The organism is Mesorhizobium sp. LNHC252B00 (genome assembly GCF_000502955.1).
GTDB lineage: Bacteria > Pseudomonadota > Alphaproteobacteria > Rhizobiales > Rhizobiaceae > Mesorhizobium.
Window position 1 is genome coordinate 13,669 of sequence record NZ_AYWO01000008.1, and the last position, 18,018, is coordinate 31,686.

Below are 18,018 nucleotides of genomic sequence, written 5' to 3' on the forward strand. Positions count from 1 at the left end.
AAGATCGCTTCCGAGGTCATTTGCTTCGAGGCGCGCATGCGTTCTTTATTCCCGGCGTTTGTCGTGGCAGTTGCGGCGACCAGTGCGGTCGCCGCACCGTCCACCTATGTGAACGAGCGCTTCGGCACCGTCTGCACTTTCCTGACGAGATTTTCACCGATCGCCAGCCCGAGCCGGACAATGGCGACGGACAGGCATGGCTGAGCACGGATGGCGCCAGCCTGATCTGCTCGGGCATCCGCAACATCGACGACGATACGCCGAAGGATTTTGTGGCTGCCGAGAAGGCCAGCGATGAAGCCGGCTACAAGGTCACCTACAGCAAGTCCGGCAAGGACTGGGCGGTGCTGTCTGGGATGAAGAACGGAAAGATCTTTTACGAGCCGCGCCTATTCGGCAGGGATGGCATCATCCGCACGGTCTGGATCGACTACCCGCCGGCCCTCAAGTCGAAATACGACCCGCTGGTGGGTGCCATCGCCGGCAGTCTCAAGGGGCCATGAGCGTTTCGGGACCGTGAGCATTTCGGCCACACCGCGAACAAATCTTATCCGCGAATGCTCTGCTGATTTACCGTTGATCCGTTCCGGCCTAGCCTTCCGCTTGGGACGGTTTCATTCAACGGGGGAATATCATGCGCAAACTCCTTTTTTCTCTTGCATTGTTTGGCCTCGCTTCCGTGCCAGCGGCCGCCCAGTCGATGGGCGGCACCTATACGGTCGCCGGCACCAACTTCGACGGCTCGGCCTATGGCGGCGAGGCAACCATCGCGCTGACCAGCGGAACGACCTGTACGATCCACTGGGAGACGGGCGGCTCATCTTCCGACGGCATCTGCATGCGCAACGATGACGCCTTCTCCGCCGGCTATGTCATGGACAAGGATATCGGCCTTGTCGTCTACAAGGTGATGGACGACGGCTCCTTGCACGGCCTGTGGACGATCGCCGGCAAGGAAGGCAATGGCACCGAGGTGCTGACGCCGAAGAAGTAGGTTTTGCCGCCATTGCAGGCGATCTCCCGGGCGACAAACAAGGCTGTGGCCCAGCCCTTTGTTATTGCTGTTTCATGCCCGGCTGTTACAGCCTTGCTGCAAAACAGAACCGGTAGTCGTCTTGCCCCTGTCTCCAAATCTTCGCGGCGCGTTGTTCATGGTGGTGGCGATGGCCGGCTTCACCCTCAACGACGCCATCACCAAATACTCGTCGCAATCGATGAACATGGCGCAGGTCATGTTGATCCGCGGTGCTTTCGCTTCGCTTTTCGTCGGCTTGCTCGCCTCGCAGCGCGGCGCGCTTGCCCGCCCGGGTTCGATGCTGCAGCCGCTGGTGGCCATGCGCGTGATCAGCGAAGCCGGCGCAACGGTGAGTTTTCTCGTCGCTCTCGCCCATTTGCCGATCGCCAATGTTTCGGCAGTGCTCCAGGCGCTGCCGCTGGCGGTGACGATGGGCGCGGCACTCGTCTTCGGCGAGGCTGTCGGCTGGCGGCGCTGGCTGGCCATCGCCATCGGATTTGGTGGCGTGCTGATCATCGTGCGGCCTGGCTTCGAAGGCTTCAGCATCTACTCGCTGTCGGCACTGGCCAGCGTCGCTTGTTGTGCGGTACGCGATCTCAGCACCAAGCGGATTCCCAAGGCTATTCCCACCCTGCTGGTGTCGACCGCGACCGCGCTTGCCATGACTGTCGTCGGCGCGGCGCTGTTGCTGCCGATGGGGGGCTGGACACCGATGACGGGCAACAGCACCGCCCTGTTGGCCCTGGCTGCCGTGCTGGTGCTCATCGGTTACCAGTTCATCATCATGGCGATGCGCTCGGGCGACATCTCCTTCATCGCGCCGTTCCGCTATACGGCCCTGATCTGGTCGATCCTGCTTGGCCTGTTCATCTTCGCCGATATTCCAGATCTGCCGATGATCGTCGGCGCCACCATCATCATCGGCTCCGGCCTCTATGCGCTTTACCGCGAACGAGTGGTCGGCAGGCGAAAGATCGTCGCCGAAAGCACCGGACCGGCCATGGTTCCCGACGGAATCTAGCCAAGCCATTTGAAGGTTCTTGTGATTTTCGGCGGCAGGCGTACAGGCTCGATGGCATGAAGCGAGATGTTGCGGGGATCATTCTGGTCGGCGGCCGTTCGAGACGGATGGGCGGTGGCGACAAGACCCTGTTGCCGCTTGGCAGCGGCCGCGTGCTCGACCAGGTCATCTCGCGCTTTGGCCCGCAGATCGGGCCTCTCGCGCTTAGCGCCAACGGCGATCCGGCGCGGTTCTCGCGCTTTGGACTGCCGGTGCTTGCCGACACGGTGACCGGCTTTGCCGGGCCGCTTGCCGGAATCCTGACCGGCCTCGAATGGACCGCGGCCAACACGGCTTGCAAGGCGATCGTCACCGCTGCCGGCGACACGCCCTTCCTGCCGCTGGATCTCGTCGAGCGACTGGCCGTCGCCACCGATCAAAGTCCAGCTTCGATTGCCGTCGCTTGCTCGGGCGGCAAGCGGCACCCGACCTTCGCGCTCTGGCCGACGGATTGTCGCGTCGCCCTGCGGCACTTTCTGGTCGATGAAGATATCAGGCGGGTTTCGGCTTTCATCGACCGGCACGGCTTCGTCGAGGTGGAATTCCCGCTTATTCAATCGGCGGGCCACCCGGTCGACCCTTTCTTCAACATCAACCAGCCTGATGATCTTGTCGCTGCCGAAGGTCTGTTGCAGCATGAAATCATGAGCAGACGCGTCTTCGGCATCACCGGTTGGAAAAACTCCGGCAAGACTACATTGACCGAAAAGCTGGTCACCGAACTCGTTCGGCGCGGCTGGAAAGTATCGACGGTGAAACACGCTCACCACGATTTCGACATCGACAAGCCGGGTGCCGACAGCTACCGTCATAGGCAGGCGGGCGCCACGGAAGTCGCGATCGTGTCGGGAACCCGCTGGGCCCTGATGCACGAACTGCGCGGTGAGGATGAGCCGACTTTGGAGGTGATTCTATCACGGCTCGCGCCTTGCGACCTGGTGCTGGTCGAGGGCTACAAGCGCGAGGCCCACCGCAAGATCGAAGCCCGCCGGCTGGATGCGAAAGACCGCACGCCGCTTTCGGCAAGTGATCCCAACATCGTCGCCGTCGCCGCCGATTTTGCGGCTGAAGGCGGTCCCCTGCCGGTGTTCGATCTCGACGATGCAAAGTCGATAGCCGACTTCATCGAGCGCACCACTGGGCTCGTTGCTTGAGCGCTGACGCAGCGGCAGAATAGCCTTCCCCGTTTTTGCGGTTTTGCAGTTGCTTTTTTCTTGGAAAGAGTGGGAGTATCGCGCCAGCGGGCGGCCAAAAGCACCGCCCCACAGAGCCGTTTGGAACGACGGCCGGGACCATAAAGAGAGGATTATCATGCGTATTGCACTGCGTATCGCGCTCGCCGCTTCGGCCGCGCTGTTGACGCTCGGCGTAGCCCAGGCCCAGGAAAAGACCCTGAGGATCGGCACCGAAGGCGCCTACCCGCCATTCAACAACCTCACCGCCGATGGCCAGCTCGTCGGCTTCGACATCGACATCGCCAAGGCGCTTTGTGACGAGATGAAGGTCAAATGCACCTTCGTCGCCCAGGATTGGGACGGCATCATTCCCGCTCTTCAGGCCGGCAAATTCGACGCCATCGTCGCTTCGATGTCGATCACGCCGGAGCGGTTGGAGAAGGTCGACTTCTCGCACAAATACTACAACACGCCGTCGGCGCTCGCCGTGCCGAAGGACAGCACGCTGAAGGGCGTGACCAAGGAAGATCTCGCCGGCAAGACCATCGGCGTGGCCACCACCACCACGCACTTCAACTATGCCTCGAAGACCTACACCGACAGCACCGTCAAGGGCTATCCGAGCAGCCCCGAGGAGCAGGCAGATCTTGCCAATGGTCGTCTCGACGCAATCGAGGACGATATCGTCGTGCTGCAGCAGTGGCTGGATTCGCCCGATGGCGCATGCTGCAAGATCCTTGGCCAGCCGTCGCCGCAACCAGTCGAGATCTTCGGGCCAGGCGCCGGCATTGCCGTGCGCAAGGGCGAGACCGACCTGGTCAACAAGCTCAACACGGCCATCGACGCCATCCGCGCCAATGGAAAATACAAGGAAATCAACGACAAGTACTTCAAGTTCGACGTCTACGGCGCCGAGTCCTGATAAACTAGGGTGAAGACGGCGGGGAACTTCTCCGCCGTCTTTCTATTCGTTCGGGAACGCCGTGGAGATAAGACCTGTCGATGCCAGCCCAGAGCATATGGACACTTCTCAGTTGGGGACCCGATGGCTGGCTTGACGATATCGCCTATGGCGCACTGATCACCGTTGCGCTTGCCCTTGCCACGTTGCCAATCGGATTGACGATCGGCTTTTTCATTGCTCTTGCCAAGCAGTCCGAAGAATCATCGCTGCGCCTTGCCGCCAACATCTACACCACGGTCTTTCGCGGCCTGCCGGAACTGGTGACGCTTTTCCTGTTCTTCTTCGGCATGCCGATCCTGCTGCAGCATCTCGTCAGGTATTTCCGGCCGGACGCCACCATCGACGTCAACAGCTTCGTCGCCGGCATGATCGTGCTCGCGCTGATCTTCTCGTCCTATGCCAGCGAGGTTTTCCTCTCGGCCTTCCGCGCCATACCGAAGGGCCAATATGAGGGCGGCTACGCCATCGGGCTTTCCAACTGGCTGACCATGCGCAAGGTGATCGTGCCGCAGTTGCTGCGCATCGCGTTTCCCGGACTGGAGAACTGCTGGCTAAGCCTGCTCAAGGACACGTCCCTGGTATCAGTCGTCGGCTTGGCCGAAACGCTGCGCAATGCCAGCATTGCCGCCCGCGTCACCAAACACGCGTTCCTGTTCTTCGGCGTGGCCTCCCTGGTGTTTCTTGGCCTCGCCGTCCTGTCGTCCTTCGCCACCGGCGCAATTCTGCGTTCGCTTGGCCGGTGGGAGGCGCAACGATGAGCGCCACAGCCACCATGGTTGAACGGCCGCCGCCCCAGGCGCGGGGTTGGCCGCGCAGGCGTATCGCCGGTTATGCGCTGGTCTGCCTGTGGATCCTATTCGGCGCTGGCATCGTCAGCTATCTGGTCATTGCCTGGAATGCCGATTTCTTCGCCAAATATGCGCCTGCCTATTTGCGAGGGCTTGGGGTTACGCTCGCGCTGGTTTCCATATCGATGGTGCTCGGCGCGATGCTTTCGGTGCCTGTCGCTTATGGGCGCATGTCCAGCAATCGGATACTGTCCGGCCTCGCCTATTGCTATGTCTATTTCTTCCGTGGCACGCCGCTGCTGGTTCAGACCTATCTAGTCTATTATGGATTAGGCTCGTTCAGGGTCGAACTCCAGTCGGTTGGCCTCTGGGATTTTTTCAAGGACGCGTTCAATTGCGGCGTCTTTGCCTTTTCGCTCAACACCGCCGCCTACCAGGCCGAGATTCTACGCGGCGCCATCGAGAGCGTGCCTCGTGGGCAATGGGAAGGGGCAGCATCGCTCGGCCTGCACAAACTGCAGACATTGCGCAAGATCATCCTGCCCCAAGCCTTGATCGTCGCTTTGCGGCCCTATGGCAATGAACTGATCCTGATGGTCAAGGCGTCTGCCATCGTCGCCATCATCACGGTCTATGATCTGATGGGCAATGCAAAGCTCGCCTTCGCCAATTCGTTCGACATTCAGGCCTATATCTGGGTCGCTCTCGTCTATCTGGTGATGGTCGAGATCTTGCGCCATGGCGTTGAATGGATCGAGCGCCGGATCACCGTTCACCTGAAACGCTGACCATTTTCAAATTGGCTGCACCAGTCGATCTGGTCACACGCGTCTTGACGAATTGGGCGCAGGGCCTAGAGCTTTCGCAGCAAATTCCGTTTCCATTCTGAAGGGCAGGCTCATGGCATCCGTTGCATTTCTCGGTCTTGGCGTGATGGGCTATCCAATGGCCGGGCACCTGAGGAACAAGGGTGGCCACGACGTCACCGTCTACAACCGCACCAAGGCCAAGGCCGAGCAATGGGTTGGCCAGCATGGCGGCAGCCTTGCGGCGACGCCGGCGCAGGCCGCCGAGGGCAAGGATTTTGTCTTTTCCTGCGTCGGAAACGACGACGATTTGCGTTCGGTGACGACGGGCGCGAACGGAGCCTTCCAGACGATGAAGAAGGGTTCGGTCTTCATCGACAACACCACTGCCTCGGCCGAGGTCGCACGCGAGCTGGCGGCGGCAGCGCAAGCGCGCGGTTTTTCGTTCCTCGATGCGCCGGTCTCCGGTGGCCAGGCCGGCGCCGAGAATGGCCTCCTGACCGTCATGGTCGGCGGTGAGCAGGACGCTTTCGACAGGGCCAGGCCCGTCATAGATGCCTTTGCCCGCATGGTTGGCTTGATGGGGTCGGCCGGTGCTGGTCAGCTCACCAAGATGATCAACCAGATCGCCATTGCCGGCCTTGTGCAGGGCCTGGCCGAAGGCATCCATTTCGGCAAGAAGGCCGGGCTCGACATCGAGAAGGTGATCGAGGTCATCTCCAAGGGCGCGGCCGGTTCCTGGCAGATGGAGAACCGCCATAAGACGATGAATGCCGGCAAGTATGATTTCGGCTTCGCCGTCGATTGGATGCGCAAGGACCTTGGCATTTGCCTGGCGGAAGCCGACCGCAACGGTGCCAAATTGCCGGTGACCGCGCTTGTCGATCAGTTCTACAAGGATGTGCAGGCAATGGGCGGCAAGCGCTGGGATACGTCCTCGCTGCTGGCGCGGCTGGAAAAATAGGTTTCTGCGATGGCGGAACTCTCGCCTCAATCCGGTGCCGCGGAAATTGTCGCCCATCTGCGCGCCATTGGCTCGGAGGAGAACCGCCTCGGCATGTTGCGCTACGGCATCAGGATCGACCGCGCCCTTGGCATCACGCATGGCGTGCAGCGGCAGATCGCCAGGAAGATCAAACGCAACCACGAGCGCGCCTTCGAGCTGTGGGAGACGGGTATCGTGGAGGCGCAGTTCATCGCTTCCGTCACGGCTGATCCGAAACGGTTTTCTGCTGGAGATGCAAGAAGATGGGCGGCCAGTTTCGACTCATGGGACATCGTCGATGGCGTCTCGGATCTCTTTGTCGATACGGACGCCTGGAAAGAACTGATCGGCGAGTTCGCGGCCGACGAACGGGAATTCGTTCGGCGCACGGCCTTTGCGATGATGGCATGGTCTGCCGTTCACCGGAAGAAAGAACCGGAGACAAGCTTCCTCGCCTTCCTGCCGATCATCGAAGCGCATGCCACCGACAGCCGCAATTTCGTGAAGAAAGCCGTGAACTGGGCGCTTCGATCGATCGGCAAACGATCGATGGCTATGCACGGCGCCGCGCTTGCCGTCGCCGAACGACTGGCGCAGTCGACCGATAGGACCGCGCGCTGGATCGGCAAGGACGCTGTCAACGAACTTTCCAATGCCAAGACGCTCGAGCGGATCGCCAAGAAAGGCTGACGCGTGACGCGATCGACTCGCGCCGACGGTGCATCTATGGATGAGCATATGGCAGCGCACTATTGACGCAGGTCCCGAAGGCCGAGCTCTTTCCAAATCCATTCAAAACTATAGGTGGCCATCGGATTGACAGGATCTGGTTGTTTGGCTGTCTGGTTTTCGAGATACTTCAGCCAATCGGCGACCTTTCGGCGGCCGGCCGGGGTTTTGGCGGCCTGACGCGGTGTTTTGTTCCCCAACATTGCGACGGGCTGATCAAGAGTTTCCAGATAATGCCGATCCAAGAACTCGTGAACACCCTGTTCGGCGATTTCTGGTGGCGAACTCGATGACGGCGTATCGACATGCTTGCCAGATCGTTCGGCCAACATCTGCTCGACAGTGCGGATTTCAGTGAGGGGGGTCCGCGCTAGATCGCCGAGGGCCTGGCGAACCAAGGCCGTCCCTCTTGCAGCTCGCTCTGCGGAATTGGTGGACAGATGGAGGAAGGGCCCCTTCAGTTCAGCATTGCCCAGCACACACGAACCGCTATCCGACGTGGTGTCGATTGTAGGTGCCTTCGCCGCTTTTGGCTTGTCTCTACCTTGTGGTGTCTCTTCCACCCAGTTCCAGAATTTCGCGTTTTCCTGTGACATGCCCCGAATAGTGTTCAATCGGGAAGCAATCTCTTCCGGCGCCACGCCCGATGCCAAGGGAAAGCGGACATCATGGAATACGATGTCGTCGCCGTCGCTATTTCGCAACGTCGGCCTCTCCATCATCCTATTGAGGGTATCAAACAACCATGACAGCGTGAACATGGATGCCGCCGCCTGCAGCTCTTCATTCCTCAACGCGGGCAGCTTCTTTGCATTTCTTTTCCCGAACGCGCCGCGCAGTCCGTCGAACAATGCTTCCGTAGCCTGCGGCGTGAACGGCAAGAGACCGCCCGCAAGGACGTTTTTGCCCATGACAGGCACGACCCGTGCAGCGATCTTATCCCACTGTTTCAACATCTTCGTGGCGGTGCCCTCGCTAACGCTGATAGGTTCACCTCCGCGGATAAGGTCACGCGCCGCAAGAGATTGTCCAGGCACGACGTTGCTTACTTCATACAGGCTCATGACGGAGGTCCGTAACGCCATCATATAAGCCTTGGATTGCGCATTTTCCTTCCAGCCTCGACGCTTGACATAGTCATCGACGATGTTGCCGGGTTCACCCTCGAAGTCCAGGCTCAGAAAGTCCTCGAAGGCGCAGCCCCAAACGGTCATTGCCCAAACCTCGCCGAGGATTTCGGTGAGGTCTTCGAAATCCATGTCGTAGGCTTCGAGAACTGGGCCGAAATGGTCGTCGAGCACCTCTTCGAAACATTCGCGCCATTGCTCACGGGTAAGGAATTTCATCAGCCCCTTGAGATCATCGCTGGCTGGCATGGTACTTCTCCATGTTCTGGCGAGGTCGGTGGACACGGACGCGCACGGTTCGCATCCTATGGCCGATCTATTTTCTGCTCCGCAGTCGCGACCGGGCAAGCCATTTTCGGCTCTTTCCCAAGCAATTTATTCGTGTCCCGTTTCCCGCGAGGTCGCTGGCAAGGCCCCGATAGCGCTACCCCACAAAGGCGATCGAATTGCGAGCGAGAATGTGGATTGATGGCGCAGCGCGATCCGGGATCTGCAAAAATGCGCTCGAATCACGACGGTTTGACTCGATGCGGGCAGCAGCTTGGCGAAGAATGGAGTCCATGAACAATCGCCTCAAATCAGTTGCGGTCCTGGCTGCGGCATTTGCTGTTTCCATCGGCGATGCCTCGGCGGAGACCGCGCACATATTCTGGAAGGATCTGCGCCCTGCTGCGCAAGCGGCCGCTGAAAACGTCGGGTTGCCGATGATCGCGGCAAAATTGCCGGACCACGGCGAGACGCTATCCCTCGATCTGCAGGACAAAAGCATTCAGTTGGCCGGCTATGCATTGCCCGTCGATCGCGACGGCGACCTTGTCTATCAGTTCCTGCTGGTGCCGTGGGCTGGCGCATGCAGCCACATGCCGACGCCACCGCCCAACCAGATCGTACTGGTCACACCTGCTCACCCCTACAAGATGTCGGAAGCTTATCAGCCGGTCGCTGTCACCGGTGCGCTGAAGCCGGAGATGGAGAAGAGCCAGCTGTTCATTCTCGACGGCGTCAGCGTCATCCAGTCGGGCTACAGCGTCCGCAAGGCAGAGGTCGCCGCTGCCGACAGCGTGCCGGACACAGTCACGCTGCCAGTAAATTCTCCCTGGAGTTTCCTCAACAAAAAGAAAGACTAAGCGGGAAAACCTTGCGCAAGGTCAGCTCAGGCAGCGTTGGCGCCCGACTCCTTGTCCAGCACCATGTAGTCAAGCGGGATTTCCGTGGTGTACTTGATCTGCTCCATGGCGAAGGACGACGACACGTCGCGAATCTCGATCTTGGCGATCAGCCGTTTGTAGAACGCGTCATAGGCAGCGATGTCCGGAACCACGACGCGCAAGAGATAATCGACGTCGCCGCTCATCCGGTAGAACTCGACCACTTCGGGAAACTCCTGGATGACTTCCGAGAAGCGCCTCAGCCACTCATGGCTATGCGAATTGGTGCGGATCGACACGAAGACGGTGACGCGCACATTGATCTTTTCATGGTCGAGAATGGCGACGCGCCGCTTGATGACGCCCTCTTCCTCGAGCTTCTGGATGCGCCGCCAGCAAGGCGTCGTCGACAGCCCGACTTTCTTGGCGACATCGGCGACCGCGAGTGTCGCGTCCTCCTGCAACAGGCGGAGAATTTTTCTATCGAGGCGATCCATTGCGTGCTCCCTGGTGCGTGTCGCCCAAAGTGGTAGCGGTTTGGGATAGCGACATGCGTAAACAAAAACTCAAAGCGCGTCGCGTGCCCTCCGGCGCGACGCGCTTTGGGAATAGTTTGGCTATACTCCCCCTTATTTCGACCTTTCACAAGAAAGAAATTCTGCCGATCGGGCAAAAAGCGAGTGATTTCTTGCTGAAAGGTCAACCAAGGCGATAGCGGATTTCCGACCGCAGGAAAGGCAGCAAATCCATTTCAAACCAGGGATTCCTCTTGAGCCAGCCGGTGTTTCGCCACGACGGATGGGGCAGCGGCAGCACTTTCGGGCCGACGGAATTCTCCCAGAGCGCGCGCCAGTCCATCACTGTTTGCGTCAATGAGGGCCGGCGCTCGGCACTCATGTGCCAGGACTGTGCATAGATGCCGATCGTCAGCACCAGGTCGATCCGTGGCATCAGAGCCATCAAGGGCGTGCGCCAGGCCGGTGCGCATTCACGCCGTGGCGGCAGGTCTCCGCCCTTGGCATCCTGGCCGGGAAAGCAGAAGCCCATCGGCACGATGGCGAACTTTTCGATGTCGTAGAATTCATCGCTTGTCACGCCCAGCCAGCTGCGCAGGCGGTCGCCGGAAGCATCGGTGAACGGCATGCCCGACAGATGCACCTTGGTCCCCGGCGCCTGGCTGGCGATCAGGATGCGGGCGCTGGACGAGGGTCGCAGCACCGGACGCGGTTCGTGCGGCAACGGCTTGCCGACAGGGTTTTCCGCGCAGATGCGGCAGGCGCGAATCTTGGCAGTGAGGCTGTCGAGTTCGACAGTCATTTTCAGGCTGATGCGCTCGGACGACTGGAGACGGCTTGGTGCCAACGCAGCACATTTGTGCATTCATCCGGTACCTTGATGCGTGCCGGCTTCATGAAATCGACGGCGATCAGGCCGGTGATATCGGCGATCGAATAGCTGTCACCGGCGATGAATTCTCGATTGCCCAATTCAATATCCAACAGTTTGAGGAACTGCACGGCCTTCGGCTTGTTGGCCTCGCCCCATTCCGGGATCTGCGGGATTTCCCATTCCTTCATCGCCGGATGGATGTGGCGAAACGCCTGCGTGACGCAGCTGAGCAAGTTGAACTCCATCCGTCGCTGCCACATCTCGACCAGCGCCTTGCCGAGTGCGCCACGGCCGAACAGGGCTGGTTCGGGATGCAGTTCCTCGAAATAGCGGCAGATGGCGACGGATTCGGTGATGATGGTGCCGTCGTCGAGCTCCAGCACCGGCAGGCGTTGCAAAGGGTTGCGAGAGCTGATCGCCTGTTGTCTGTGCTCGAGAGCACCCATGTCGACGGCTACCTTCGGAACCGTGATGCCTTTCTCGGCGAGGAAAACGCGGACCCGTCGTGGATTGGGCGCCCGGCCACCGTCGAAGAGCTTCATCTCCATCCTCCCATTCGTTCGCGGTCCAATTACACGATGCGGATCACCAGAAACGAAAAATCTCGCGCGCGGCGTCGCCAATCGATGCCAGTGCGCCATGCTTTCTCTCGACGACTTGGCCGTGATGGCTATCGCGCCAGTCCTGCGGCTGTTCGAACGTTCCGGCCCAGATGCCGGCCTTTCCCGCACGGGCCGTGGCTTCCTCGCTCTCGAAGTCGCCATAGGCAACCGCCCAACCCGCCTCGACCTGCGCCCGGTTGAGGTCCTTGCCGCCGGCGTTGCAGTTGCCGAGAAGCCGGCCATAGCGGTCACGCTGCCAGCCGGTACAGGAGACGGGCTGGCCGCCGATCAGGCGCACCAGCGACTGGCGCGCAAGCGTGCCGCAGGGATAGTCGGAGCCGTTCCTGCGGCAGGTCTGCGTATATTCCGGAGCATCGATGCCGCGCATACGGATGCGCTCGACACCGAGCGTGATCGAATCGCCGTCATTGACGATAGCCGCACCTTCCGTCTTGCGGGTCTCCACGCGGTCGAGGCGGGCCGCCAGCAGGATCAACAGCCCGAGAATGATGGCGGTAAGCCCGTAATCGACCAGCCGGCGCCACAGGCTTCGGGGTCGCGCAAAGTATGGTCGGCGCCGCCTTGGCGACCATGAACGGCTCATATGGCAAACGGTTGGTTAATCATTCGAACGTAGCTTAACACTTTGAAACCGCTGCTCGCATAATTGAAGTTTTGATGCCCTTGCAACGCTCGAACACAGCGGACAAGTTCATTGTGGACCGCAGGAAACCTCATCGCAACAGCGATGTGGCACGCGCGGTGCGCAAGACGCGTGACCGTCTTTCGCAGCAGGCGGGCAATCCCGATTTCGATCGCGAACTTCTGAAACTCCACGCCCGGGCGATGACCAGCGGCGCAATCGCCGTCCCGCTTCTCGTTCTGGTGATCGCGGCGGGTAGCCGGCTGGCCGGCGTCGGCAACGAGATCGGCCTCTGGGCCCTGTTCATGCTGACCTGCTACACCATCGTCGCCTTCATGGCGCGGCGCATCGAGCGCACTGAAGCTTCCGAGCTCAACCCTTTGCAAACACGACGGGAATTCCTGATCGGCCATTTCCTGTGCGGCCTCGGCTGGGCATGGTTCGTCCGGCTTGGCTGCAGCGTCTGCGCGGTCGACCCGTTCCACGTCGTCAAGGCCGTGGTGCTGTTGTTCGCCATGGCGGCGACCGCGGTGATGACCTCGTCCCTGGGCGGAGCGCTGTTGGCGACGTTTGCCGTCCCGGTGGCGCTCTACGCCTATGGCGGCGTCAAGCTATGGATCCCGATCGAGGTAATCATGGCCGGGCTGCTGGTCGTGTCACTGCCCTTCTTCGCCTATGTCGCCCGTCACCTCAACCGCTCGTCCCTGATGTTGTTGTCGTTCCGCTCCGAAAAGGACGCGCTGATCGCCGAACTGGAGACGGCGAAATCGATGTCGGACGAGGCGCGGCGGCGGGCCGAAGATGCCAATCTGGCGAAATCACGGTTCCTCGCCTCGATGAGCCATGAACTGCGCACACCGCTCAATGCCATTCTCGGTTTTTCCGAGGTGATGTCGAACGAGGTGCTGGGACCGATGAGCAACCCCACCTATCGCGACTACGCCCACGACGTGCACGAATCCGGCCAGCATCTGCTCGACCTGATCAATGAGATCCTCGACCTGTCGCGCATCGAGGCTGGCCGCTACCAGCTCAATGAAGAGCCCGTGATGCTGCTCGGTATCGTCGAGGATTGCTGCCACATGATGGAGCTGAGGGCGCGCAATAAGGATATACGCATCGTCCAGGATTTCGAGCATGAATTGCCACGCTTGTTCGCCGATGAGCGGGCGGTGAGGCAGATCGCGCTCAACCTTCTGTCGAATGCCATCAAGTTCACCGGCACCGGAGGCGAGATTCGTGTCCGCGTCGGCTGGACGGCGGGCGGCGGGCAGTACATTTCGATCAAGGACAATGGGCCAGGCATACCGGAAGACGAGATTCCGATTGTGCTTTCCGCGTTCGGCCAGGGCTCGATCGCCATCAAGAGCGCCGAACAGGGAACCGGCCTTGGCCTTCCGATCGTGCAAGGGCTGCTCGCCATGCATGGTGGCGAGTTCGAACTTCATTCCAGGCTGCGCGAAGGGACAGAGGCGATAGCCATCTTCCCGCTGAGCCGGGTAATGGAAGAATTGCCGGCGCTGCCGACTGCGGCGGTAGCAGCTCGGCGGCGATAAGCAACCGTCGACCTCGGCCGACGGTCAGAAGAAGGATGGCACTCCACAATGGCAGCAGGTGACTGGCATGCCGGAGGCATCGAGATCAACTCTGAGCGCCTTCGCTTGAAGCTGTTTACAGCCGACGATGCCGAGGACCTCTTTGCCGCCATCACCGCTGCCATCACCCGTTTTATGCAGTGGGAGCCACCTCAATCACTCGTGGCCTTTGCCGAGGTATGGCAATCCTGGCTGGCGCCAATCCATGACGGATCGGACTTGCACTTCGTTGTGCGGGCATTGGCAAACAATCGCTGTCTGGGACTTGTCGGTCTTCATGCGGCGAAGACCGCATGTCCAGAGCTCGGCATCTGGATTAGAGAAGACGCTCAAGGAAACGGCATTGGCAGAGAGGCAATTGCTGCTGTTGCCGGGTGGGCCTCCGAGATACTCGGTCCGGATTGCTTCGAATATCCAGTTGCCGAAAGCAACGTGGCCAGCAGAAAGGTCGCGGAACGCCTTGGCGGCGTAATAATCGGCAGCCGCTCCAACCCAAAATATGCGGCAGTCGTCTACCGCATCCCCACTTTTCGGCGCTAATAGGTCAAGTCTCTAGCCGCGTACCGCTGCAGCCATACCCGAACTGGTCAGCGCGGCGGCTTTGACCAGACCCGCGGCAAGGGCGGCCCCTGCCCCTTCGCCATGACTGATGCCAAGATCAAGCAACGGGCGCAGGCCGAGGCGTTGAGCAGCCCGGGCGTGTGCGGGTTCTGGCGACAGGCTGGCAAGCAGGCAATGGTCGAGCGCGGCGGAATTGGCGGCTTGCAACACCGCTGCGGCGGCCGTTGCGGCAAGCCCTTCGAGCAGCACTGGGATCTTCTGCATGCGCGCGGCAAGGATGGCGCCGGCAATCGCAGCAAACTCACGGCCGCCGACCCGGCGCAGCACCTCGAGCGGGTCGACGAGATGGCCACTGTGAAAGGCCAGCGCCGCATCGACCACGTCTGCCTTGCGCGCCTGCATTGTCGCATCGGCGCCCGACCCCGGGCCGGCCCAGTCGATCCCCCTGCCCCCGAACAGCGCCGCAAACAGAGCAGCAGCGACCGTGGAGTTGCCGACGCCGAGATCACCTAGGCACAGAAGATCGGTACCGCCGGCGATCGCTTCCATGCCGAAAGCCATGGTGGCGGCGCAGCCGCGCTCGTCGAGCGCGGCGTGACAGGTGATATCTGCGGTCGGAATGTGCAGGGCAAGATCGAAGACCTTCAGCCCGAGATCGTTGGCAATGCAGATCTGGTTGATCGCAGCACCTCCGGCCGCGCAAAGTTCGACCGCGTTGGCGGTCGCCGCCACCGGGCGTGGCGAAATGCCGTGGCGTGTGGCGCCGTGATTGCCGGCAAAGACCGCCATCAGCGGTCTTGTGACGGCTGGCGGAGCCCGCCCGCTCCAGGCGGCCAGCCACGCGGCGATGTCCTCGATTCGGCCGAGCGAATTGCCTGGTTTGTCGGCCTTGGCGAACAGCGTGCGCACGCGGGCCCCGGCTGTCGTGTCGGCCGCCGGCAGATTGGCCAACAGGTTGCGAAAATCGTCGAAAGGCAGCGCGCTGGTCATCTCGTTGGCGATCATTCCCTGGAGTAGGAGAGCGGCATAGCCGCCTTGCGTCGTCGGCACAACCTCCTGGATCATGGTCCTGAATTTGTCGCAAAGCTGGCCGCCAAGGGCGCCATCGCAAGGGCTTGCATTGGCTCTGCGGTTGCACCATGTGGAGATGGAACGAGGATTCCGGATGGAAACCTCAAGAGAAAGTCATGACGGCCATCGAATCCCCGTGCATCCTGGTCTGTTCGATCGACATGAAAACCGGCTTCTGTTTCGGGTGCGGTCGCACGCGTGAGGAAATCGGTGCCTGGATCGGGATGACTCCGGAAACGCGCCGCAGCGTCATGGCCGAATTGCCGGCCCGGCTGGAAACGATCGAGCGCCGACCGCGCCGGGAAACGCGCCGCAGCCGCATGGCGCGCGAACGCGACGCGCTTTCGTGAGGTGCTAATGAGCCGGCTTTTCTGGATCCTGATGGCAGCGATCGGGGTGGGAGCAGTCCTGCTCATGCTCAACGATTCTGCCGGCAGTACGCTCGGCGTCGAGAACTACGATTTCAGCCGGCTGATCTGGCTTGGCGCTTTCGGCGTCCTGATCGGCGCCGGCCTGCTTCGCTCGGGCCGGCCGTTGGGCGCCATGGCCCGCAACCTCGGCGCCTGGGCGGCCATCGTGCTCGCGCTGATCGCCGGCTATCAATACCGCTATGAACTGCAGGATGTCGCCAGCCGCGTGACGGCAGGCCTGGTCCCCGGCAGCCCGCTGGCGCTCGGCGTCGAAGACGGTCACGCCACGGTGACGCTCGACAAGGCGGACAACGGCCATTTCGAAGCGCGTATCCTGGTCAACGGCAACCCGGTTCGAGCGATAGTCGATACCGGCGCGACCAGCACCGTGCTGACGTCGGAAGACGCGCAAGCCGCCGGATTCAATCCAGCGGCGCTCAACTACACCATTTCAGTTTCGACCGCCAACGGCGTAGCACGCGCCGCGGCCGTGAGAACCGATCAGATTGCGATCGGCGGCATCACGCGCAAGGACATGCCGGTGATGATCGCCGCACCCGGCATGCTGAGCCAGAGCCTGCTTGGCATGAATTTCATCGGCTCGCTGTCGGGCTTCGATGTGCGCGGCGACCGCATGATCCTCAGGGATTGAGCTCCGGCTCTCAAACTCAGGCCGCTTCGGCTTCCACTCCACTGAGCTCGACAGCGGCAAAGGCCGTCTTCAGCACGTCCGGTCCGGCTCCGGGCCGGTTCGCCTCGGTGGACAGGATCTGGCGGTAGCGGCGCGCCCCCGGCAATCCGTGGAACAGCCCGACCATGTGACGTGTGACATGGCCAAGCCGCCCGCCCTGCTCGATATGACGTGCCGCATAGTCGGCCATGACGTCGATCAGCGCGGCGAAATCGAACGTGTCGGGCTTGGCGCCGTAGAAGGCGGCGTCCACGCCGACCAGAATGCCGGGCGAGTGGTAGGCGGCGCGGCCAAGCATAGCGCCGTCGACATGACGGAGATGCGCCTGCGCCTCATCAATCGACTGAATTCCGCCATTGATGCCAATGAATTTGTTCTGGTTTCTGGCCTTCAGTCGATAGACCCTGTCATAGTCGAGCGGCGGAACGTCGCGGTTTTCCTTGGGGCTCAGCCCTTCGAGCCATGCCTTGCGCGCATGCACCCACAGCGCGTCGGCGCCAGCATCGAAAACGCCGTCCGCCAGCGCGTCGAGTGCCGGCTCCGGGTCCTGCTCGTCGACGCCAATGCGACATTTGACGGTGACGGGAATTGTCACCGCTGCTTTCATCGCAGCGACGCAGTCGGCGACGAGGTCAGGCACTTTCATCAGGCAGGCGCCGAACGTACCCGACTGAACACGGTCCGATGGGCAGCCGACATTGAGGTTGATCTCGTCGTACCCAAAAGCTTCGCCGATGCGCGCCGCCTCGGCAAGCTTTTGCGGATCGGAGCCGCCGAGCTGCAACGCAACCGGATGTTCCGTCTCATCGAAGCCGAGAAGTCGCTCACGCGCACCATGGATGACTGCGTCGGCCACCACCATCTCGGTGTAGAGCAGCGCACGGCGCGTCAGCTGGCGGTGGAAGAACCGGCAATGCCTGTCCGTCCAGTCCATCATAGGGGCTATGGCAAGTTTGCTGTATATCATACTAAAGTCATTGTCTTTTTTGATCTTGTGCAGTCCAATTCCCGATCGGGTGGGAAAAGGCACCCGTCCAAACGTCGGGCATTTTACGATTGCATCGCCGGAACTGAAAGCCACTGGTTATCACGAAGTTTCCACTGCGCACATAGGGCACGGGTGGCTGCATGCCCGCTTGCGAGATCTCGAGAGCCATCCGCCCACGGGGCCACCGAAAGGCTTTCCGCAGGCGGCAGCTTTTAATATCGCGCCGACAAGTGCTGCTCAGCTTACTCCGGCCACGAGCCGGTAAAATCCG

The 18,018-nt window shown here is 61.0% G+C and carries 22 protein-coding genes and 1 pseudogene; 16 read left to right on the forward strand and 7 right to left on the reverse strand.

What is annotated here, in order from left to right; all coding sequences use genetic code 11:
* Positions 1–20: 20 nt before the first annotated feature.
* The 10 genes and pseudogenes from X744_RS01000000169605 (at position 21) to X744_RS157270 (ending at position 7,483) form a co-directional block, all read left to right on the forward strand.
* Positions 21–503: a hypothetical protein gene (locus X744_RS01000000169605; protein WP_245266600.1), complete on the forward strand. Its 483-nt coding sequence runs from the start codon at positions 21–23 to the stop codon at positions 501–503.
* Between the two features lie 131 nt (positions 504–634).
* Positions 635–994: a hypothetical protein gene (locus X744_RS157305; RefSeq protein WP_023759173.1), complete on the forward strand. Its 360-nt coding sequence runs from the start codon at positions 635–637 to the stop codon at positions 992–994.
* Positions 995–1,115: 121 nt separating this feature from the next.
* Positions 1,116–2,036 carry a DMT family transporter gene (locus X744_RS157300; protein WP_023759174.1) on the forward strand — a complete coding sequence of 307 codons (921 nt, stop codon included), beginning with the start codon at positions 1,116–1,118 and terminating at the stop codon, positions 2,034–2,036.
* A gap of 56 nt (positions 2,037–2,092) precedes the next feature.
* Positions 2,093–2,710: pseudogene (gene mobA, locus X744_RS0136780) on the forward strand (molybdenum cofactor guanylyltransferase MobA); the annotation flags it as partial.
* A gap of 9 nt (positions 2,711–2,719) precedes the next feature.
* Entirely contained in the window at positions 2,720–3,229 is a 510-nt protein-coding gene (gene mobB / locus X744_RS157295; protein ID WP_023759344.1) for a molybdopterin-guanine dinucleotide biosynthesis protein B, read from the forward strand.
* A 157-nt stretch (positions 3,230–3,386) separates the two neighbouring features.
* Positions 3,387–4,172 carry an ABC transporter substrate-binding protein gene (locus tag X744_RS157290; RefSeq protein WP_023759175.1) on the forward strand — a complete coding sequence of 262 codons (786 nt, stop codon included), beginning with the start codon at positions 3,387–3,389 and terminating at the stop codon, positions 4,170–4,172.
* Positions 4,173–4,252: 80 nt separating this feature from the next.
* Positions 4,253–4,972, forward strand: a complete 720-nt coding sequence (locus tag X744_RS157285) for an ABC transporter permease (protein WP_023759176.1) — start codon at positions 4,253–4,255, stop codon at positions 4,970–4,972.
* The gene (locus X744_RS157280; protein WP_023759177.1) at positions 4,969–5,790 is read left to right on the forward strand and encodes an ABC transporter permease; all 822 of its coding nucleotides are present in this window, start codon (positions 4,969–4,971) and stop codon (positions 5,788–5,790) included. Before X744_RS157285 ends, X744_RS157280 begins: the two co-directional genes overlap by 4 nt.
* Before the next feature lie 112 nt (positions 5,791–5,902).
* A complete protein-coding gene (locus X744_RS157275; protein ID WP_023759178.1) occupies positions 5,903–6,772 on the forward strand; it encodes an NAD(P)-dependent oxidoreductase in 870 nt (289 codons plus the stop codon).
* Between the two features lie 9 nt (positions 6,773–6,781).
* On the forward strand, positions 6,782–7,483 hold the full coding sequence (locus X744_RS157270) for a DNA alkylation repair protein (RefSeq protein WP_023759179.1): 702 nt from the start codon (positions 6,782–6,784) through the stop codon (positions 7,481–7,483).
* A gap of 59 nt (positions 7,484–7,542) precedes the next feature.
* Here the strand turns inward: X744_RS157270 and X744_RS157265 are convergent, their stop codons facing one another.
* Positions 7,543–8,898 (reverse strand): hypothetical protein, encoded by a 1,356-nt coding sequence (locus tag X744_RS157265; RefSeq protein WP_023759180.1) that lies wholly within the window; start codon positions 8,896–8,898, stop codon positions 7,543–7,545.
* Positions 8,899–9,209: 311 nt separating this feature from the next.
* On the opposite strand from X744_RS157265, the gene X744_RS157260 reads away from it, so the two are divergent.
* Positions 9,210–9,776 (forward strand): DUF3299 domain-containing protein, encoded by a 567-nt coding sequence (locus X744_RS157260; RefSeq protein WP_023759181.1) that lies wholly within the window; start codon positions 9,210–9,212, stop codon positions 9,774–9,776.
* Between the two features lie 26 nt (positions 9,777–9,802).
* On the opposite strand, the gene X744_RS157255 is transcribed toward X744_RS157260, so the two are convergent.
* A complete protein-coding gene (locus X744_RS157255) occupies positions 9,803–10,294 on the reverse strand; it encodes an Lrp/AsnC family transcriptional regulator (protein WP_023759182.1) in 492 nt (163 codons plus the stop codon).
* 53 nt (positions 10,295–10,347) lie between these two features.
* Here X744_RS157255 and X744_RS1000000173660 point away from each other — a divergent pair, with 53 nt between their 5' ends.
* Positions 10,348–10,512 carry a hypothetical protein gene (locus tag X744_RS1000000173660; RefSeq protein ID WP_156938537.1) on the forward strand — a complete coding sequence of 55 codons (165 nt, stop codon included), beginning with the start codon at positions 10,348–10,350 and terminating at the stop codon, positions 10,510–10,512.
* On the opposite strand, the gene X744_RS157250 is transcribed toward X744_RS1000000173660, so the two are convergent.
* The 3 genes from X744_RS157250 to X744_RS157240 are packed head-to-tail and all read right to left on the reverse strand — an operon-like array spanning position 10,497 to position 12,392.
* Positions 10,497–11,177 carry a uracil-DNA glycosylase family protein gene (locus tag X744_RS157250; protein ID WP_032907430.1) on the reverse strand — a complete coding sequence of 227 codons (681 nt, stop codon included), beginning with the start codon at positions 11,175–11,177 and terminating at the stop codon, positions 10,497–10,499. The two genes, X744_RS1000000173660 and X744_RS157250, sit on opposite strands and share 16 nt — an antisense overlap.
* Positions 11,117–11,728 carry a glutathione S-transferase gene (locus tag X744_RS157245; protein ID WP_023759184.1) on the reverse strand — a complete coding sequence of 204 codons (612 nt, stop codon included), beginning with the start codon at positions 11,726–11,728 and terminating at the stop codon, positions 11,117–11,119. Before X744_RS157245 ends, X744_RS157250 begins: the two co-directional genes overlap by 61 nt.
* Before the next feature lie 43 nt (positions 11,729–11,771).
* Positions 11,772–12,392 (reverse strand): thermonuclease family protein, encoded by a 621-nt coding sequence (locus X744_RS157240; RefSeq protein WP_023759185.1) that lies wholly within the window; start codon positions 12,390–12,392, stop codon positions 11,772–11,774.
* 74 nt (positions 12,393–12,466) lie between these two features.
* On the opposite strand from X744_RS157240, the gene X744_RS157235 reads away from it, so the two are divergent.
* Complete coding sequence (locus X744_RS157235) at positions 12,467–13,987, forward strand: HAMP domain-containing sensor histidine kinase (protein WP_023759186.1); 1,521 nt, start codon at positions 12,467–12,469, stop codon at positions 13,985–13,987.
* Between the two features lie 48 nt (positions 13,988–14,035).
* Entirely contained in the window at positions 14,036–14,566 is a 531-nt protein-coding gene (locus tag X744_RS157230) for a GNAT family N-acetyltransferase (protein WP_031260173.1), read from the forward strand.
* Between the two features lie 12 nt (positions 14,567–14,578).
* On the opposite strand, the gene X744_RS157225 is transcribed toward X744_RS157230, so the two are convergent.
* Entirely contained in the window at positions 14,579–15,577 is a 999-nt protein-coding gene (locus tag X744_RS157225) for a nicotinate-nucleotide--dimethylbenzimidazole phosphoribosyltransferase (protein ID WP_023759188.1), read from the reverse strand.
* Positions 15,578–15,774: 197 nt separating this feature from the next.
* On the opposite strand from X744_RS157225, the gene X744_RS157220 reads away from it, so the two are divergent.
* Positions 15,775–16,008 carry a DUF1289 domain-containing protein gene (locus X744_RS157220; RefSeq protein WP_031260174.1) on the forward strand — a complete coding sequence of 78 codons (234 nt, stop codon included), beginning with the start codon at positions 15,775–15,777 and terminating at the stop codon, positions 16,006–16,008.
* Positions 16,009–16,015: 7 nt separating this feature from the next.
* Positions 16,016–16,720, forward strand: coding sequence for a TIGR02281 family clan AA aspartic protease (locus X744_RS157215; protein WP_023759190.1), 705 nt, complete (start codon positions 16,016–16,018; stop codon positions 16,718–16,720).
* Positions 16,721–16,736: 16 nt separating this feature from the next.
* Here X744_RS157215 and dusA read toward each other — a convergent pair whose 3' ends face one another.
* Positions 16,737–17,726, reverse strand: coding sequence for a tRNA dihydrouridine(20/20a) synthase DusA (gene dusA / locus X744_RS157210; protein ID WP_031260175.1), 990 nt, complete (start codon positions 17,724–17,726; stop codon positions 16,737–16,739).
* Positions 17,727–18,018: the final 292 nt, after the last annotated feature.